At 47.7% G+C, this 19,171-nt stretch carries 16 protein-coding genes; 10 read left to right on the top strand and 6 right to left on the bottom strand.

The annotated features are described in order from the left end of the window. Window positions 1-78: 78 nt before the first annotated feature. Window positions 79-609, bottom strand: coding sequence for a cupin domain-containing protein (locus P5G61_RS08790; RefSeq protein ID WP_301246117.1), 531 nt, complete (start codon window positions 607-609; stop codon window positions 79-81). 149 nt (window positions 610-758) lie between these two features. Between P5G61_RS08790 and P5G61_RS08785 the strand changes: the two genes are divergently transcribed. Continuing rightward, window positions 759-1,766 carry an NAD-dependent epimerase/dehydratase family protein gene (locus P5G61_RS08785; protein ID WP_301246116.1) on the top strand — a complete coding sequence of 336 codons (1,008 nt, stop codon included), beginning with the start codon at window positions 759-761 and terminating at the stop codon, window positions 1,764-1,766. Window positions 1,767-1,927: 161 nt separating this feature from the next. Here the strand turns inward: P5G61_RS08785 and P5G61_RS08780 are convergent, their stop codons facing one another. Beyond that, window positions 1,928-2,101, bottom strand: coding sequence for a CsbD family protein (locus P5G61_RS08780; protein WP_285076017.1), 174 nt, complete (start codon window positions 2,099-2,101; stop codon window positions 1,928-1,930). Between the two features lie 91 nt (window positions 2,102-2,192). Here P5G61_RS08780 and P5G61_RS08775 point away from each other — a divergent pair, with 91 nt between their 5' ends. From P5G61_RS08775 to P5G61_RS08745, 7 genes are all read left to right on the top strand, one after another. Continuing rightward, entirely contained in the window at window positions 2,193-2,375 is a 183-nt protein-coding gene (locus tag P5G61_RS08775; RefSeq protein WP_301246115.1) for a hypothetical protein, read from the top strand. Between the two features lie 578 nt (window positions 2,376-2,953). Further along, window positions 2,954-3,400 carry a DUF1641 domain-containing protein gene (locus tag P5G61_RS08770; protein ID WP_024629786.1) on the top strand — a complete coding sequence of 149 codons (447 nt, stop codon included), beginning with the start codon at window positions 2,954-2,956 and terminating at the stop codon, window positions 3,398-3,400. A gap of 23 nt (window positions 3,401-3,423) precedes the next feature. Beyond that, entirely contained in the window at window positions 3,424-4,605 is a 1,182-nt protein-coding gene (locus tag P5G61_RS08765) for an NAD(P)/FAD-dependent oxidoreductase (protein WP_024629787.1), read from the top strand. A 345-nt stretch (window positions 4,606-4,950) separates the two neighbouring features. After that, window positions 4,951-5,595: an SDR family oxidoreductase gene (locus P5G61_RS08760; protein WP_301246114.1), complete on the top strand. Its 645-nt coding sequence runs from the start codon at window positions 4,951-4,953 to the stop codon at window positions 5,593-5,595. 388 nt (window positions 5,596-5,983) lie between these two features. Then, complete coding sequence (locus P5G61_RS08755; protein WP_301246113.1) at window positions 5,984-7,489, top strand: RICIN domain-containing protein; 1,506 nt, start codon at window positions 5,984-5,986, stop codon at window positions 7,487-7,489. A gap of 306 nt (window positions 7,490-7,795) precedes the next feature. After that, entirely contained in the window at window positions 7,796-8,581 is a 786-nt protein-coding gene (locus tag P5G61_RS08750) for an ABC transporter ATP-binding protein (RefSeq protein ID WP_094938755.1), read from the top strand. 1 nt (window position 8,582) lies between these two features. Next, on the top strand, window positions 8,583-10,250 hold the full coding sequence (locus P5G61_RS08745) for a hypothetical protein (RefSeq protein WP_301246112.1): 1,668 nt from the start codon (window positions 8,583-8,585) through the stop codon (window positions 10,248-10,250). A gap of 149 nt (window positions 10,251-10,399) precedes the next feature. Here P5G61_RS08745 and P5G61_RS08740 read toward each other — a convergent pair whose 3' ends face one another. Then, window positions 10,400-11,575 carry a Leu/Phe/Val dehydrogenase gene (locus tag P5G61_RS08740; RefSeq protein ID WP_301246111.1) on the bottom strand — a complete coding sequence of 392 codons (1,176 nt, stop codon included), beginning with the start codon at window positions 11,573-11,575 and terminating at the stop codon, window positions 10,400-10,402. 493 nt (window positions 11,576-12,068) lie between these two features. Between P5G61_RS08740 and P5G61_RS08735 the strand changes: the two genes are divergently transcribed. Next, window positions 12,069-12,584 (top strand): DUF2179 domain-containing protein, encoded by a 516-nt coding sequence (locus tag P5G61_RS08735; protein ID WP_301246110.1) that lies wholly within the window; start codon window positions 12,069-12,071, stop codon window positions 12,582-12,584. Window positions 12,585-12,854: 270 nt separating this feature from the next. Here P5G61_RS08735 and P5G61_RS08730 read toward each other — a convergent pair whose 3' ends face one another. Next, window positions 12,855-14,840, bottom strand: coding sequence for a stalk domain-containing protein (locus P5G61_RS08730; protein WP_099857964.1), 1,986 nt, complete (start codon window positions 14,838-14,840; stop codon window positions 12,855-12,857). A gap of 350 nt (window positions 14,841-15,190) precedes the next feature. Here P5G61_RS08730 and P5G61_RS08725 point away from each other — a divergent pair, with 350 nt between their 5' ends. Further along, window positions 15,191-16,618, top strand: coding sequence for a pectate lyase family protein (locus P5G61_RS08725; RefSeq protein WP_301246109.1), 1,428 nt, complete (start codon window positions 15,191-15,193; stop codon window positions 16,616-16,618). A gap of 151 nt (window positions 16,619-16,769) precedes the next feature. Here P5G61_RS08725 and P5G61_RS08720 read toward each other — a convergent pair whose 3' ends face one another. Both P5G61_RS08720 and P5G61_RS08715 read right to left on the bottom strand, forming a co-directional pair. Then, window positions 16,770-17,783, bottom strand: a complete 1,014-nt coding sequence (locus tag P5G61_RS08720) for a substrate-binding domain-containing protein (protein ID WP_301246108.1) — start codon at window positions 17,781-17,783, stop codon at window positions 16,770-16,772. A 202-nt stretch (window positions 17,784-17,985) separates the two neighbouring features. Continuing rightward, the gene (locus P5G61_RS08715) at window positions 17,986-19,170 is read right to left on the bottom strand and encodes a glycoside hydrolase family 130 protein (protein WP_301246107.1); all 1,185 of its coding nucleotides are present in this window, start codon (window positions 19,168-19,170) and stop codon (window positions 17,986-17,988) included. Window position 19,171: the final 1 nt, after the last annotated feature.

Here is a 19,171-nt window from a genome sequence, read left to right as displayed (position 1 = left end):
GTGGAAGGTAGAGCGAAATCCCTGCGAGATAGCCTTATTGATGTAATTATTTCTCATTCTGATGATGCATGTATTCTTTCAATTCTTTTTCTCATTCCATAACTCCAACAGTGGCCCTTCTTGTCCATATACCGGATCAGTATCCGGAACGGGGACCTCCTGAATCTCTCGCAGAACCTTGGGTCGCTCTCCCGGTTCACCAGTTCGGGTATTGTAACTCATGCCACCCGGATAGGCCCCGGCTATGCGGAAATCAAGGCTCGCACTCAGCCGCTTATGTCCGGTCCCCGCAGGAAGTACAACGACATCTCCAGCCTGAAGGCGAACGGTCTGTCCATGCTCCCCGCCAAGAATGAGCTGAACCCAGCCGCTGACCACGGCAAGTACTTCATGAGCATTGCTGTGGTAATGATGATAATCAAACACACCGTTAATCCAGCTATTTCCCCATCCGTTACCGTTCAGTAACGACTCCGCACGAGAGGAATCTTTTGCCCAAATCCCTTTATAGAGAAGTACAGGCAGGCTCGTATGATTGGGAATCACACCATCATCTTGAAATAACATCGTCTGTACATCATTCATTGGATCATTCATTCGATCCTTCATCGTAAATATCACCTCTCTATGACATTACCCGTTTATTTATGGAGAAGAACAAAAAACAATGGTAAAATGATACAAATTGTATCTCTTTAAGGTTATACTCAGAACATAGACTCTCTTTAGTGAACTTGTTGTATAAATCGCAAGGGGGAATGTGCTTGAACATTGTCATTACAGGGGCTTCTGGATTTGTAGGCTTTAACCTTTCGCAGTATTTAGCGCAAAAAGGACATCGAATCACCCTGGTGGATCAGGATGATTATTGTCAGAGGCTTGTTCACAGCTCCCCACTTCATGACATGGCCTTCATCTGTTGTGACCTCGCTACAGACAGATTCAGCTTGCCACACGAAACAGATTATATTATTCATCTGGCAGCGATGCCACACGTAGACTATTCGTATCATCACCCCGGAGAAGTGTTTCGTAACAACACCCTCAGTACACAGGCCATTCTGCAATATGCATCCGATCATCATATTCCCGTTGCACTGGCTTCATCCGTGGAGGTATATGGAGGGGAGATGGGCAGAGTGTATCATGAATCGGATGATTATGCTCCGGTATCCCCGTATTCCGCGTCCAAGGTAGCCTGTGAGATGCTTGCGTTATCCTATGCTCAATGTTACCAGCTTCCTGTCAAAATATTTCGGTTGACGAATCTCTATGGTCCCTGGCAGCTGCCGGATCGAATTATTCCGCGTAATTTTGGGCGAATCATGGACGGACTTCCGCTGGATATCCAGGGATCGGCTGTACGTGATTTTCTGTATGTGGATGATGCGCTGCGAGCGATTGAACAGATTATGCTGATTGGACAAGATCAGCAGATCTATAACATTTCGACGGGGCAAGGAACGACCATGCAAGAGATAGGGGCGCTTTTGCAAACCATACATGGTTCCCATGGAACGGCACAGATTCGGGAGCAGGAACCTACCCAATCCAGGGGCTCGAGCCTGGTCGTTCACTCTGGAAAGCTGCGAGCAGAGCTCGGATGGTTCCCCAAGATAACGTTGGAACAGGGGCTAGAGCAGACCTTTCGATGGTATCAGGAACATCCCGATTGGGTAAGGCAATTCAGCCGGGAATATCATACGACAAGGGAGACGCGCAGTTTTATTATTGATATGGCCAGATACGCAGTTCCAGCTGTATAAACCAGAACAAAAAAAGCCAGGGAAGGGTGTAGGGAATAACACCTTCCTTGGCTTTTTTGCGCCCCCGTACAATTCCGAATGTTCATTCGGCTTGAACGGTAGGCAGCTTACCTATATCTACTGCACGAATCGTCGTGCGTTTTCACGTTAAACGAATGGATCTAGTGATGCTCTTTCACATCGGCAATTTTATCCTGCACAGCACCTTTGGCCTTATCTTTCTTGCCTTCAGCCTGAAGGGATCTGTTGTTAGTTGCATTACCGACCTGATCCTTCACTTCGCCTTTGGCTTTGTTTACGCCTGCTTTGATTTTATCGCTAGTTGAATTACTCATAATCGAACATCTCCTTCGTTTCTGGTGTAGTCCTTATTAACCGGGATATCCATAGTCTAAACGTTCGCTTTTGGACAGGGGGCAAAAATTCTTGGCCATCAGCAAAGCGATGAGCATTCTGGAATTCAGTGTGCGCGAGCGTGTGCAATCACGGGGGACAGAGATGCCTGTAGATGATTTGAAAAACGATCGGGCGAACAGTGAAATAAACCTCAGGAGGCAGGACGATTCGTCAGGCCTTCTTTGTGTCTTTTTTGCTTTCAAGCCACGATAGGTTCATACTAAGGTAAGAAATGATGTCAATTCAGGAATAAGGCTGTACCCCTAGCTGCATAATAACGACAGTGACCAATTTCGTTGCATGAATTCATGGTTTTGGAAAACAATTCCTGAAAAATTAAGTTGAAAAATCCTCCCTTGTGTACATATCGCGCATATAGCCATATGGGATCTTGTCTTCATACCACATATGGTAGGATTACGGATCTGGGACAGGATGAAGAACGATTGTAATTCGATTGCGATGCTTGACAAAAAAATCGATTTTGTTACAATGTTCACAATATCTTCACAAGTGTAAAAAATTTCTTTTTCATGTTCATGTGTAAGAGGTGTAATATAGGGGTATAGAGTTCGGTTTCGGCCTGCTTGTCGTTTTGCGTCAACACATGTTGTCCGCAATAGACCCAAGATACAATACATGATGTGGGAGCGGCCCATGGGCTATGCTCATTCTATTGTGTGAAATTTGGTACATTTAGTTGTATTGGATGTATTTGTGGTTCGGCTCTGCTTGACAGGCATCATGAAAGTCGCGGACTTCTATCCCAAAGTAAAGGAGGACTTTCTCTTATGTCACAATCGCCTACTCAACAAGAGGTGCCGGTTACAGAAGGTGCCGACGTTTCCCAACGCCAGTCCTTGGACGTACTGGATCAACTGATGAAGCCTGAGGTACAGGAGTCTTTGACCGTTCTGGTGGAGAACCTGCCTAAACTGGCTGAAATGGTCACTGCAATGACCAAAGCTTATGACTTTGCACAAAGCGTAGCTACAGACAAAGTTCTGATTAGCGACACAATGAGCGCAATGGGTGAGTTTGCTAAACCTGTTGTAGACAAAGCTAAAGGTGTAGCTTCTGCTGCCATCGAAGCGAGTGATCGTGCGCAAGCCGAGCAAACTTCGGTTGGTTTGTTCGCTATGCTCAAAATGCTTAAAGATCCAAACGTACAACAAACGCTGCGTTTTGCTCAATCATTCTTGAGCATCCTGAACGAGCGTCAACAACAGCAACGTTAAGATTAGAAGAACGGAGGATGGATATGTCGAAGCAAATTTTGATCTTGGGCGGAGGTTACGGCGGTCTGTTGACTGCGCTGACTGCGCGTCAATACCTGACACCGGAAGAAGCGACTATTACAGTCGTGAACCGTTACCCTACGCACCAAATTATTACGGAACTGCACCGTCTTGCAGCGGGAAGCATTGCTGAAAAAGCAGTGGCCCTTCCACTCGAAAAATTGCTGAGTGGTAAAAACGTGAACTTGAAAATCGATACGGTGGATACAATCAAGCCGGACGAGAAAAAAGTTCTCATGACAAGTGGTTCTACTTACTCTTACGATGCACTCGTTGTTGCCTTGGGCAGTGAAACGGCATTCTTCGGAATTCCAGGATTGCAGGAGTACAGCTTCACGCTGAAATCCGTTAGCGATGCTAACCGCATTCGTGCACACGTGGAAGCTCGTCTGGATGCTTACAAACAATCCGGCAACAAAGCAGACGCTACGTTTGTTATTGGTGGCGGCGGTTTGACAGGTATCGAGCTTGTTGGCGAATTCGCTGACCTTCTTCCGGCTGTATGCCAAGAAAAAGGTATCGACTTCAAAGAAGTTTCCCTGTACACGGTTGAAGCAGGTCCTTCCATCCTGGCAGGATTCCCGCCAGAACTGGTTGAGCGTGCTAAATCAAGTCTGGAAAAACGTGGCGTTAACTTCATCGTTGGCGTAGCGATTACCGAAATGAAAGAAAATGAAGTTCTGCTGAAAGACGGAAGCTCGATCCCTACGAACACACTCGTATGGACTGGCGGCGTTCAAGGTAATGCAGTTGTTGCGGGCAGCGGAATTGAAGTGGATCGTGGCCGTGCGAAAGTTACGGAAGTACTGCAATCCACATCCCATAAAGACGTGTTTGTTGCTGGTGACAGCGCAGTGGTCTTCCCTAGCGAAGGCGCTCGTCCATACCCTCCAACAGCACAATTGGCTTGGCAAATGGGTGAAACCATTGGTCACAACCTGGGCGTAATGTTCAAAGGTGGCGCAATGGAATCCTTCACACCAGTATTCTCCGGTACACTGGGAAGTCTGGGTCGTAAGGATGCTGTCGGCATGATCGGTGGCAACCAGACTCGTCTGAAAGGTCTGCCTGCAACCATGATGAAAGAAGCAAGTAACATCCGTTACCTTGCTCATATTCACGGTTTGTTTGCACTGGCTTACTAAGACCTGTTCGCCATACAGCACACAAAGGTACCCCCTCTGGGGGTGCCTTTTTTTGTTGTAGCCATGAATACCTTATGGGCATATAAAAGCATTTTTTAAAGGTAAGAGAGATATATCATATCCATGTTGCTTATTGTAAATATCGAGGATCAAAGGTGCTCAGTATAACTGTATTGGGAGTATGGTATATTAAAGGAGTGCGTGTTATACGCATCACAGGATGCATTGAATGGTAGTAATACATAGGAGCCGGCGCTTAGAAGCGTCGGCTTTCGTTTAAATGAAAGAGAAGTCTGATTTATAAATAGCTGGTTACAAAAAGGAAAACCGAGAGGAGAATGATATATGAACGTATTAGTTATTGGAGCGAACGGACAAATCGGCAAATTTCTGGTGCAGCAGCTGACGCACGAAGGGAAACATCAGGTCACTGCGATGGTTCGCAAACCGGAGCAGGCTGATGCATTGAAGCAGCTCGGTGCCAATGTCGTGATCGGTGATTTGGAAGGCAGCGTGGAAGATCTGGCTGAGGCGATGAAGGACCACAATGCCATCGTTTTTACAGCGGGTTCTGGCGGATCTACAGGCGCGGACAAAACGCTGCTCATTGATCTGGATGGGGCGGTCAAAACGATGGAGGCCGCACAGCAGCAGGGGATTACCAGATATATTCTGGTCAGTGCGTTTGGGGCCGATCAACGGGAGAAATGGTCGGATGCCATTAAACCATATTACGTGGCGAAGCATTATGCCGATCGGGCGTTGTTCGCAAGTGATCTGAATTACACCATTATCCGTCCTGGTGGTTTGAAAAATGAGCCGGGCACTGGCAAAATCTCTGTAGGAACAGATCTAAAACCGGGAAGTATTCCGCGTGAAGATGTGGCCCGTGTAATCGCTGCTTCCCTTCAGGAGGAGAAGACGTATCGCATGGCTTTTGATCTGATCGCCGGGGATGACTTGGTAGAGGATGCCTTAGGTAATTTGTAATTCGTATTGTAATAGAACGGGAGAATGGAATGGCGGAATGAAGGAGAGCTCAGCATGATTGATTCCGTACAGGTGATCAAAGGCGAGCGCAAGGCTCAACTAAAGAGAGAGTTTACATGATAGAGTTAAGACATGTGCAGCAGGGCGCTTCAAATGAAGCGTCTTATTTGCTGTTCACTCGCAAGTTCAGTGTGTAATCGTACATGTTCCGCCGTATTGTTCACTATTCGAGCAGGGGCTGGGCGGATACAATCGTAACCAGGAGGTGAGTGCCGATCCAGTCTGAGGAGTAAGTATTTGATGAAATGCATCATCGATCGGAGGAAGAAGAGACGTATCGATTTTATTGTAAGCGCTCTATAAATAAATTGCGGAGGTGTATTGCTCTATGAATGAGGATTGGTTGGAAAAGAAGAAAACAAATTCACATCGTTTACCTCGTCGCGTTTGTTATCTGCTTGCTCTGATCTTGGCGCTACAATCGCTAGCTATGCTGGTCGCTCCAGGACAACAGGCTTCCGCTGCTCCACTCAGTGTGACCAACGGGGTACAGTTCAAGGATACAAGCGGTAATGTCATTCATGCTCATGGAGGAGGGATGATTAAGGCAAACGGATACTACTACTGGTTTGGGGAGAACCGCAATCCGAATGGAACGTTCAAGGCGGTGTCCGTGTATCGTTCAGCGGATCTGAAAAACTGGGAGTATCGCAATGATGTGCTCACCAGCAGCTCAGCTCCCGAGCTAAACATTTCCAACATCGAACGCCCGAAAGTCATCTATAACAGTGCAACAGGCAAGTATGTTCTTTGGATGCACAAGGAAAACGGAGTTGATTACGGTGAAGCCCGAGTGGCTGTAGCAACCTCAAGTACAGTGGACGGCAATTATACGTATGTGGGCAGCTATCGTCCGCTTGGCTATGATTCGAGAGATATGACGGTATACAATGACAACGGAACGGCTTACCTCATCTCAGCGACCAAAGTGAATGCCGACCTGAATATTTACAAGCTGACTCCGGATTTTCTCGGTGTGGAATCGCTCGTAACGACGCTGTGGCCGGGTCAATATCGTGAAGCACCTGCCATGTTCAAAAAAGGCGGCGTCTACTTCCTGATTACATCCGGGGCTACGGGATGGAATCCAAATCAGGCGAAATATGCGACTGCCTCCAGCATAACAGGCACGTGGAGCGGCCTGAGCAACTTTGGCGATAGTACAACCTATGGTTCCCAATCGGCATACGTGCTTCCGGTCGAAGGGTCACAGACAACATCCTATCTTTATATGGGAGATCGCTGGGCTGGCGCCTGGAGCGGGCCAGTGCAGGATTCCAAGTATGTGTGGCTGCCACTGTCTTTCCCAAGTGCAACCAGTCTGGCGATGAACTGGGCAAGCAGTGTTACCATTGATGCAGCTACAGGTTCCGTAACCGGAGTGGATACGCCTGACGTATGGGACCCCAATGCTTCGTATCAGTTGATTAGTCGTAAAAGCAATAAACTGCTTAATGTCATCGGCGGTTCTTCGGATAACGGTGCCGATCTGGAGCAACGGGCAGATGGCGGCACGACCAGTCAGCAGTGGCAGATCACGGATGCGGATGGCGGTTATGTCAAAATCATCAACCGATCCAGCGGCAAGCTGATCGGTGTGGAAAATGGCTCCACAGCAGATGGAGCTGTGATTGAGCAGTGGAACGATGGCGGCTGGGCCAGTCAGCAATGGCAGCTCGTTAGTGTGGGTGGAGGTTACTATAAATTGAAAAACCGCAGCACCGGCAAGCTCCTTGATATATCCGGACAATCCCTGGCAGACGGGGCCGCCGCAATCCAGTGGACAGATAATGGCGGTACGAATCAGCATTTTCAGATTGTTAAGGTTCAATAAGAATTTATGTTGAGGTAGCGTTATTATCAAAAGGAACATAGAAACCCTTGTCCTGCCTTATAGGTGAGACAAGGGTTTGTGATATAAACCAGGACATTTTCATATGTTGATTTTACATTCAAATAGCAAAATGCGGAAAAGTAATGAGGGGTTCATTATTGAAAAGGGAGGTTTTCTTTGGGGTAGGTTATATACCTGATATTGATGACAACTTTTATGCTGCACCAATGATTACCATCCCAATCTGTGGTAAACTAGTAGAATTGTAGAAATATATATACATAGAGACAGGAGCTGGATAACGAAGTGAGTGATAAACAAGTGCTGTCAATTGAAGGCTTGCGGATGAGGTATAACGGCCGTTATGTGCTGAATGGTATTGATCTGGAAGTGAATCGGGGTGAGATGATCGGATACATCGGTCCGAATGGTGCGGGTAAAAGCACAACGGTTAAGATTTTGCTCGGACTGGTTGAGGGATATGTGGGTACGGTTCGCATCTTTGGTAAGGATATTGCGGACGGTGACGTGGAATATAAACGCAGAATCGGTTATGTACCGGAAGTCGCGGAATTGTATGAACAATTAACCCCGGCAGAGTATCTGACGTTTACCGGAGAATTGTACGGATTGTCCTATGAAGATGCCGATTATAAGGCGAAATTGCTGATGGACTGTTTTGGACTGGAGAAATCATATCATTCCCGCATCGCTTCCTTCTCCAAAGGCATGCGTCAGAAAGTGCTGCTGATTTCCGCGCTACTGCATGACCCGGATCTGTTGTTTCTGGATGAACCGCTCAGTGGACTGGATGCGAACAGCGTGATGGTCGTGAAGGAGATTTTGACGCAGCTGTCGGCCAAAGGCACAACCATATTCTATTCGTCACATATCATGGATGTGGTGGAGAAGATCAGCAGCCGAATCGTCCTGATTGCCGAAGGCCGTGTGATGGCGGATGGTACGTTCAGGCAGCTTCAGCAGCAATCCATGGAGGGTTCACTGGAGGAAGTATTCAATCAACTGACGGGCTTCAATGAGCATCAGGCGATTGCGGAACGCTTTGTGTCCATCGTGCAGGAGGTGTACTGATATGGCGGAATCCTCCGACTTCCGCACGCTGAAGATTCTGGATCGTTTTCGGCATATCATCACCAGAACAGGAGCGGATTATGATGTGCTGCGCCTTATTCTACGGGTGAAATTTCAGATGGATCAACGCAGGGTGCCGACGGTATTGTCAGCGCGGAATGGCAACAAGGAGCAGAAAGAAGGCAATCTGTATTTGCGTTCCCTCTGGTTATACGCACTGATGGGGCTGATTCTGGTTCCGTTTGTTGTCTGGGATACAGGGCACTATATGCTTCAGATGGGTCTTGTGGCTGCCATGCTAATGTTTATGATCATGACATCGATGATCTCGGACTTTTCTTCGGTACTGCTCGATATTCGGGATCGTAATATCATCATGACCAAGCCGGTAAACGGACGTACCGTTGGCATGGCTCGTGCCATCCATGCAGGCGTCTATCTGCTGCTGTTGACAGGTTCCCTGACGGCTGGGCCGCTGGTAGCGGGATTGATTGCCCACGGAATCGGCTTTTTCCTGCTTTTTCTGGTGGAGCTAATTCTGATGAATATGTTGATTCTGGTGACCACGTCCCTGATCTATTTATTCATGATGAAGTTTCTGGATGGCGAGAAGCTGAAGGACATGATTAATATGGTGCAGATCCTGCTCTCCATCGGGATTGCCGTAGGTTATCAGCTGGTCATACGATCGTTCAGCATTATCGATTTTAATATGGTGTTCACACCTGCCTGGTGGCAGTTGCTGCTGCCTCCGGTATGGTATGCAGCGGCATTTGAGCTGCTGTTCGGCGGTGGTGGAGGCGCCTGGTTGTATGTTTTCTCGGCGCTTGCATTGATTGTGCCAATGGTAAGTCTGTTGGTGTACGTGAAGCTGATGCCTTCCTTTGAATTGTATTTGGAGAAAATGGCACATGCAGGTCAAGCCTCTGGACGAAGACGTGGGGGATGGGATCGCATCATGGCGAAGGTATTCTCTCGTTCGAGAGAAGAACAGGCGTGTTTTCGGTTGTCTGCCAGTATGATGCGAAATGAGCGGGAATTCAAGCTCAAGGTGTATCCGTCTATGGGATTATCCTTCGTACTGCCCTATGTGTTCTGGTTCACCCAATTGCAGAGCTCCTCGTGGGCAGAATTCAGGGAAGGCTCCTTTTTTTACACGCTGTATATGGTGCTCTTGCTGATTGTGACGGTGGTAATCATGCTGAAGTATTCAGGACAATACAAGGCGTTTTGGATCTTCCGGGCGGCCCCTCTGGCGAATGAGAACGCGCTGTACAGCGGAGCGCTGAAGGCTTTCTTATGCAATATGTTTCTGCCCGTATTTATATTAAACGTTATTGTATTTGTGTGGACCTTTGGTCTACGGATTCTCCCTGATATGGTCATTATATTGTTGGTGGCAACTGCACTTATCCCGTTGTCTGGAAAATTGTTGTTGCGAAAACCGCCGTTCTCCCAATCCTTCAGTGTGGCCGGGCAGAGTGACGGCTGGCTCATATTTGCTTTCTTTCCGCTCATGGCATTGTTATGGGGATTACATGTATTCATCCGCACCATACCGGCAGGTATCTGGATCTATGTAGCGCTTCTGGTGGTGACCAATGTGCTGTTCTGGACGATGCTGCATCGCTATCGGGTGAAGCGAGCACCTGTAACGGTTGAAGGTTAAGGCGGTAGCAACCTCAATCTCCACAGAAAGTGGAGGCTGAGGTTATTTTGTTAACCTAAATTAATCTACGGCGTGTGATTGGAAACTTCGAAAAAGGATTTTCGAATATAAGAGGGACATTTATTCTCTATATATACTAAATTGCTGCGTTAAGTGTGGGATCTCCCGCTTTGCAGAACAGATTCTGCCAGCTGATCCGCCGCATCCGCTGTGGAGATGGCAGATTGCTCTGCCCTGGCATAGACCTTGGACAGTGTGCCCGCAATCCCTGCCACCTGTTGGCGGATCAGGTCGGGCCCTGCGCCTTCCAGCTCGCAGGCGGTGCTGATGATGCCTCCGGCATTCAGCACATAGTCAGGCGCGTACAGAATGCCGCGCGCCTGCATCCGGGCAATAACCAGCTCCCGGTGGCTGAGCTGGTTATTGGCCGCCCCGGCAACGATGGAGCAGCGCAGCTCCTCCACCGATGCCGGGGTTAACACGCCCCCTAGGGCACAGGGGGCGAACACCTTGCAGTCAGTGGCGTGAATATGGGCCGGATCGGCCGAGGTGGCGCCGCTGAACTGCAGAAGGGCACGTTGTACACGCTCCGGTACAACGTCTGCCACGATGAGCCGTGCCCCGGCTGCATGCAGGTGACGGCACAGGGCATACCCAACCTTGCCCAGTCCCTGGACAGCAATGGGAATGCCCTGTAATGTGGCGATGCCTTGATGACTTAGCGAGGTCACGATGCCGGTGTACACACCGTAAGCGGTCATCTCGGCGGTGAAGTCATCCTGTGCGCCCAGTGATCCGGTCATATCGGTCACATAGGAAGTCTCCAATCGGATCTGATCCATGTCAGTGGACGTGGTGCCTAGATCAAGACCGGTAATATAGCGACCGTTCAGTCGTTCAAGAAAACGTCCAAGGGCTCGAAAGATATGGGCTCGCCCTGTGTTGGTGTTGGGAATGGTGAGTTGATGGGAACTAGAATCGGAATCCACGACGTTCTTAATGGGGAATGAAGAACTAGCTTGGGATTTAGGCTGTGCAGGGGAAGTGCTTACCTTCCACTCCGTGGGGATATTCCAGACAACCGCTTTCCCGCCGCCATAAGGCAGACCGGAAACGGCTGATTTATAGGTCATACCTCTAGCAAGCTGCATAGCATCGCGGATTGCATCCTCTTCTGAGGCGTATGCCCAGCAGCGACATCCTCCGAGCGCTGGCCCGAGTGCCGTACTATGAATTGCGACCACTGCTTTCAGCCCGCTACTTGGGTCGTGACAAAATAGGAGTTCTTCCATCCCTTCCTGCTCCATCTCCTGCCATAGCTGCATGGATGCTCCCCCCTTTTTGATGTATCATTGATGGGTATCGATTGTTCGCATGGTGTATCCCATGGTGTTCGGCGATTACTAATGCTTCAGCATATTCAACGATAGAGCCTTTCGCCCCTAGGTCTGTTACCGGGTTGATAATCGCAGTAAACAATTCTATAATGGCAGTTCTGGCACCATATCGATTGCAAGTAGACCGTTTAAAATCACACCATAACGTCCAATGATGAAGATAAGAATTAATAATACTTGGTTAGTCTGAGAGCAAACGGAAGATCAGGAACTTAGGCTGGCAGTAACAGGTCTGATCATTAGGACGTGTCTCAAAACTTGCTGAAGTGTATCTTTCACCGCCTTTTCGCCCCTTGCTGCGTCAGTCTCCCTTGATGTGCCTCGGCACGCCTGCGGAAAACTTCCTGACTTGGAACGGAAATTCGGCAAAATCTGCGTCCTGCGGAGTTTTCAGACACGCCCTAGGAAAGAGGGATGCAAATTGTTTAAAATACTCGTGTTTATTTTTCTGATTCAAATTGTTTACGTATCGGCGTACACGCTGCGTATGATACTGACGCTTAAAGGTCAGAAATACATCGCCGCACTGATCAGTACGGGGGAGATTGTGATCTATGTACTCGGATTGAACTTGGTGCTGAGCTATCTGGATAAGACGGTTGCACTCATTGTTTATGCAGTAGGATATGGACTTGGTGTGTTACTAGGTGCTTGGATTGAGGAGAAGATTGCGCTTGGCTATGTTACGGTGAAGGTGATCTGTAATCAGATGGATGGCAATGTCGCCAATTCTCTGCGGGACAAAGGATATGGCGTTACCGCATGGGTAGGCAGTGGGCGCGATGGGGACAGACTGGTGATGGAGATTTTGGCGAAACGCAAAAACCAAAAGCTGCTCTACCAGACGATTCTCGGGTTAGACCCCAAAGCCTTCGTTATTACGGTGGAGCCAAAACAATTCCATGGTGGCTTCTGGACACGTTCTATTAAGCGATAACTTGTAATGATGCAACATGGTAGAATCAAAAAACTCGCCAATGCCTTTTCTGGCATCGTTATATTGCATAGTCACTTCTTTAATTTTTTGAATAAGATACACTATTTATCACACCTGTAGGTTATATGTTATGGTTAATGTACCACTTCAGGGTGCATTTATAACCATAAATTTGTGTGCTACCATAACCGCGAACAAAAAGGAATCCCGGCACATCATGTCCGGGATTCCGTTTCATTTATGAATGGGAGAGATCGCACAGCTAACGTATCACTTGTTCAGCGAGAGTACCGAAGCATCTTTGATATCATAGAGAACTCCGTCAGGGGTACTTTTAACGAGTTGGATAATCTGTCTGTAGGCATCACCGTCTGATGGGGCGATGGCATCAAATACAATCTCGTCTGCTTTCAGTTTATCAGCTATTTCTTTAATGCTAAAGGAAGACAAGGGGAGTGACTCATGGACAGGGGCATCGGTAATGAATATAATCCGTTTGGCGTTGTCGCTGCTGAACTCCGAGAGCTTATTAGTAGCTAAGTTAATAGCCTCCAGTCCCGATTCTCTTATATCCCCTCCGCCAGAAGCCACCAATGTATTCAAATCCCCCTTTAACTTATCTTTATCCTGGGTAAAATCAAAGAACTTCAAATTGTAATCGCCATTTCTGTAAATGTTAACGTCCCGATAGGTGATAACCGCAAAATTCGAACCGGCAGGTACTGAATCAACGAAGCTCTTAACCGTTTCTTTGATATAGTCGATCACTTCACCCATACTGGCCGTCACGTCTATAACAAATATAATATCAGACGGAGTATTAATTCCCTTCGATATATTATTTAAAATAGGCGAGGTACTTGAAGACCCAGATTCTGTTGTTTTTGTTGCTCCCGAAGCCGGTTCTTCGCTTTCAGCAGATGTAGGAATGGATGGCTTATTTAGAAAAATGGTAACCGAACCAGCTTCTCCGTGCCACTCTACTTCTCCTCCGAATGCTTCACTGACAAACCGTAGTGGCACCATGGTTACGCCGTTAATGATCTGTGGTTTTGCACTTAAGGTTACAGCGACACCGTTAATGTAGGCAATTTTAGAGCCGATCGTCAGCACGATAGTCCGGCCTTCTCTAATTGCCGTAACCGTTTGAGTGGAACTGTTCCATTTAACATCGGCTCCCAACGATTCGAAGATTCCTCGAAGCGGCACGAGCACACTCCCCTTGAAATTAGTCGGGGGTTGCTTGTAAACCTGCTTCTCACCTTCAATAAACACCTGAATATTCGTAGGCTCATGGTTGATTATAACGAATTGAGGAATAGAAGCAGACAATTCACCTGACTGATTGGCCGATTTCAGGTAAAAATAATATCCGCCTGTTGGAAGCCCCATCTTTCTTAGTGAGAAACTGAAGGTCTTTCCTGGCTCAATCTTTATTTGCCTAACCACCTGCCCGCTTGCATTTTTCACCATTAAATAGGAGGTGTACCCGGAAACGGAGGCCGATTCAGACAGTTTGATGGTAATGGTATTGCCTGATCTGATCGTAATACTGCCGGGATAGCGCTCTCCTGTTGGAATTTGAACAAGAGGCTCCGATGGTTTGTTTGGAGTTGGACTCGGACTCTCAATCACTTCTTCGGAAGGAGAGGGTTTACTGGAAATAGAAGCCTTAGGGATATAGAAATAGACTTTGGCACCGGAGTGCGGAACCTGCTGTTTTTCGGATAGGGTTACGGTATTCGTTGTTGCGTTGAAGGTAAATCGGGACGTGGCTACCTTCGTTAGGTCAATGGAAAGACTGATCTGTTTGGTTGAATTTAGCGTATAGTTTAACGACACTGGAAAATTCCGTGTGGAGCCATCTCCCTCAGGCAAGGCAAAACCCATATTGGCACCTTCTTCCCACTCAAATCCGGGAATAATGCCGTATTTAATATGAATCTCGGCACCTCTGTCGGGAGCTTTATTGAAGGTGATGCTATAGTTGGCATAATCCACAACATAGTCCTTGGAGTCCACTTCTATCGCATTGACATACAAGCGCAAAGTGGTATTGGATGCGGTCAACTTGTTCTTCGTTGTAAATCCGAAGACGCGGTTTTCTCCATCACCATCTTTTAGAATATTGATTAAATCATCGTGCTCCCTGAATTCAAGGGAATCAGCAGCGTGCACAATTACGCTGTGAAGGCCCAAATTGCCAAAAATAAAAATAGAAATAAACGATATCAAGAGCATCTTTCTAAACTTCATCTGTTTCACTCCATTTTATGTAACTTATAGATAAGTCAGCTGCTGTTTGTCCTATTAATACACTCTATCCACAATGTGGAATTGCCTGCTGCTCTCTCACTTTATCACAAGAAGTAGGACTTAACTATATATATCGGAAATGTAGTCATCCTGAAACCAAGTTAAACCTATACGATTCATAGTTGATTACAGTATAACCTCTTACCAGATTTGGTTTTTCCACATGGATGTGAGATTAAGATTATTGTTGTAATCGCTTTCAAAATATACAGTGAGGACATGTCCTTCATGACACGGTATGGCAGCGAGGGACGAGCCTTATCAATTATGAAATGGGAGGAATGAATGGGATGAAAACAAAATTAAGAAGCTGGTGCAGTGCAGCCGTGGCTGTAACGTTGGGGATCACACTAATGTCGGGTCCTGCAAGTGTGCAGGCAGCAGGGAATGCAGATTACAATCTCACGGGATTCTCCCAAGGTAACACGGGCGGTGGCATCATCAGTGAGTCGAACACGTCCACGTATAAGAAGGTATACAATGCGACTGACCTGGCACTGGCGTTGAAGAAGAACTCCGGCGTCAAAGTGGTGGAGATTATGAATGATTTGAATCTAGGGTGGAACGAAATTCCGAGTGCCGCGCAGACATCACCTTTTGCCAAACACAATGATGCCTTAACGCATCCTGTATTGAAACAGACTGGCGTAAGCAAGATTACAATTGACGGTTTTAATGGACTCACTATTTTCTCCGCTAACGGTTCCAAAATCAAACATGCTGCCATTAGCGTGAAACGAAGCTCCAACGTCATTATCCGTAACCTCGAATTTGATGAGCTCTGGGAGTGGGATGAATCCACCAAGGGTGATTATGATAAGAACGACTGGGATTACATCACTCTGGAGGAGAGCAGCGGTGTGTGGATTGATCACTGTACATTTAACAAAGCCTATGACGGACTCGTTGATTCGAAAAAAGGAACCAGCGGCGTGACCATCTCCTGGTCTACCTTCAAGGGCGATGACGGCAGCGCAAACAGTTGGGTTACGCAGCAGATCAATGAGCTGGAAGCCAATAAAGCTTCCTATCCGATGTACAACTACCTGCGCAGCAGTGCAGTGGGTCTCAGTAAAGCGGACATTATCGCCATCTCTGGACCACAGAAAAAGGGACATCTCGTTGGCTCAACCAGCTTTGAATCCGCCAACGCCAATCTGTCCATGACCCTGCACCATAACCTGTACAAGGATATCCAGGATCGCATGCCGCGTCTGCGCGGGGGTAATGCGCACGCCTATAATATTGTGATGGATGCAACGGGGGCACGTGCGGCCAAATCCAGAATCACTTCTGCAATGGCAACGGCAATCTCATCCAAAGGATATCATTTTGATATCATTGGCAACGGAGCTATTTCCACGGAAGATGGTGCAGTGCTGGTCGAAAAATCGGTGATCAAAGACGTACTGTTCCCGGTCCGCAATAACCAGACGGATCCGGCCGATGCCACATATACCGGTAAAATTCAGGTGACGGACACGATGTATTCCCTGGATGGAAGCTCATTCCGTGGAAATAGTGATACGTCCGGCAGTCCGCTTAGCCCGGTTCCGGCCGCAGTGAAAGCTTTTTCCTGGAACGGATTCTCATCCCTTCCTTACAGCTACACTACGGATGATCCAGCGACGCTGAATGCACGTCTTACCGGTTCAAGCGGAGCAGGTGCAGGCAAATTAACCTGGTCCAAAGACAACTGGCTGAAGACGAGCTACTAAGTTACAACAAGAGTAGGGTGTTGAAACGAGTGGCCGTGATCTACAGGATTCCTGCTGCTGCTTCCTCGTTTTTTCATAAGCAAAGAGTGCTCCTGCAGCCATAATGGCCGGGAGCACTCTTTTTGTAGAAACAGGGGAACCCTGTTTCTTTTTAGTTAGACGCGTCATCCGAAAGGGCTGGTGCAGCACTCACCGAATCCCGATAAATGATGTTGCCCTTCACGTGTACGCGACCGAAGCTGCGACTCGGGTTATCAATCTTTTTGAGCATGGAATGAACCGCAGTCCGCGCCATCTGTTCCACATCCACCTCAACCGTAGTTAATTTGGGCTCGGAGAGCGTGGCATAGATGTCATTATCGAATCCAACGACGGAGCATTGTGCAGGCACCTGGATACCCAGGGAAGTCAGTTTCTGAACGAGCAAATGAGCGACCTGATCGCAGTTGCATACAAAAGCTGTTGGCAGCTGCTCAGGTAGATCAATTTCAATAAACGTACCTCGCTCATCGCGGTCATTAAGCACAAGATTTTGATCCATCGGCAACCGATGCTCCAGCAATGATTTGTAATAGCCGAGGAATCGGTCCTGAATGCTGCTTGTAGAATAGAGATTCCCGACATAAGCGATGCGGCGGTGTCCCTGTTGTACAAGAACGTTTGTCAGCTCATAAGCAGCGTAAAAGTTATCGGTGACGACAGAATCGATATCCGAATGCTCATCGTAGAAATCGAGAAACATTTTGGGAACGTCCATCGACTGGACCAGCTCGATATATTCCTTGCTGACTTGTCCAAGCACAATGAAACCATCCACCTTGTTGTCACTATAGAGCTTCGGCAGAATTAATTCCTCTTCGTCCTCAACATTCAGAATGTGCAGGATGCCGTAGTACCCCTGATCCTCCAGATGTTTGGTAATGCGCTGGAATACACGTACATAGAACGATTGTGTAGGCCCGGTAAAACGCTCCGGGATAATAACGCCAATATTATGAGTCAAGCCTTCCTTCATTGAACGGGCCGCGGCATTATACCGATAGCCCATCTGAACGGCAAGGACTTTAATTTTTTCCTTTAATTCGCCACTGACGCCATCTTTATCATTTAATGCTTTCGAGACCGTCACACTGCTAACTCCGAGCTTGTCGGCGATATCCCGCATGGTGATATTGTTCTTCAGCTTTGGTCGCCTCCTTCAAGCCGGTTTACGTACAATGTGCTGTCATTATGGTTAGCGCTTCCTTCAATCATAATAACAATCCATATTAGTATACATCGTTACCCACATGGAATAAAGAAATTCTGGTTAGCGCTCCGTTAATTTTTCACATGCTGCATTTTCTGTTGAAGGCTGTTCGTCGGATTTAAGCCATCTGCTTTTGGAGAAGCTTCTCATTCCGCTCAATCAGATCCCCGCGCTGGCTGGCGCAATCCAGGGAACGATACGGATCGGCCGGGGTATTAAAGGTATAATCGACCAGTTTATCAAGCGTTGTAGTGGCTACATGACAGCGGGTATCACTGGACGCGTAATAGATGAAGACCTCACCCTGTTCATTGACTACTGCACCATTGCAAAAAATAACATTGGACACATCACCTACGCGCTCATCGTCATAAGGAGCAATGAAGTGTCCGCCCGGCTTGGCGATGATACGTGCCGGATCATTCAGATCCGTGGCGAACGTGTACAGCACATAACGCAGGCCAGCTGCAGTGTTGCGTACTCCGTGGGCAATGTGAATCCAACCGCGCTCCGTTTTGAGCGGAGCAGGACCCTGGCCATTTTTCACTTCGTATACGGTATGATATTTGCGTTCGTCGATAATGGTTTCTTCATCAATAACTGGATTCAGAATATCATCGCACAGACCAAAAGCGATCCCGCCACCGCTGCCAGTGGAGATGAATCCATCTTGTGGACGTGTGTAGAACGCATATTTGCCATCCACGAATTCCGGGTGCAATACAACATTCCGCTGTTGAGGAGAATTGGTCGTGATGTTGGGCAGACGCTCCCAGCTGACCAGATCACGTGTCCGGACAAGTCCGGCCTGGGCTACGGCACTGGATGTATCAAAAGCTGGAGCTTCCGGGTCTTTACGTTCAGAACAGTAGATGCCGTAGATCCAGCCATCCTCATGCTGCACCAATCGCATATCATACTGGTTGGTCTCGTCGGCATCGATATCTTCCCATACTAATGGTTTGCCCGTGAAGCGGAATCCGTCGATGCCGTTATCACTCTCAGCCAGGGCAAAGATGGATTTACGGTCCAAGCCCTCGGTTCGGATGACCATCACATATTTACCGTTGAAATAGATGGCTCCTGGATTAAGCGTAGCGTTAATGCCCAGACGCTCCATGAAGTGGGGATTTGTCGTTTCGTCCAGATCAAATCTCCAGTGCAGCGGCACATGATGGCGTGTGATTACCGGATAACGGTACCGATCATATACGCCGTTGTAGAAGGTGGGATCAATTTCATTTTGACGCGTAAGCAGCTGCTCCTGTTGCTCCAATAATTCATTGTATTTGGGGTGTATCATC

The organism is Paenibacillus vandeheii (assembly GCF_030433635.1).
GTDB classification, from domain to species: Bacteria; Bacillota; Bacilli; order Paenibacillales; family Paenibacillaceae; genus Paenibacillus; species Paenibacillus vandeheii.
Note: the sequence above shows the minus strand (reverse complement) of the source record. Positions and strands in the feature narration are given on the sequence as shown.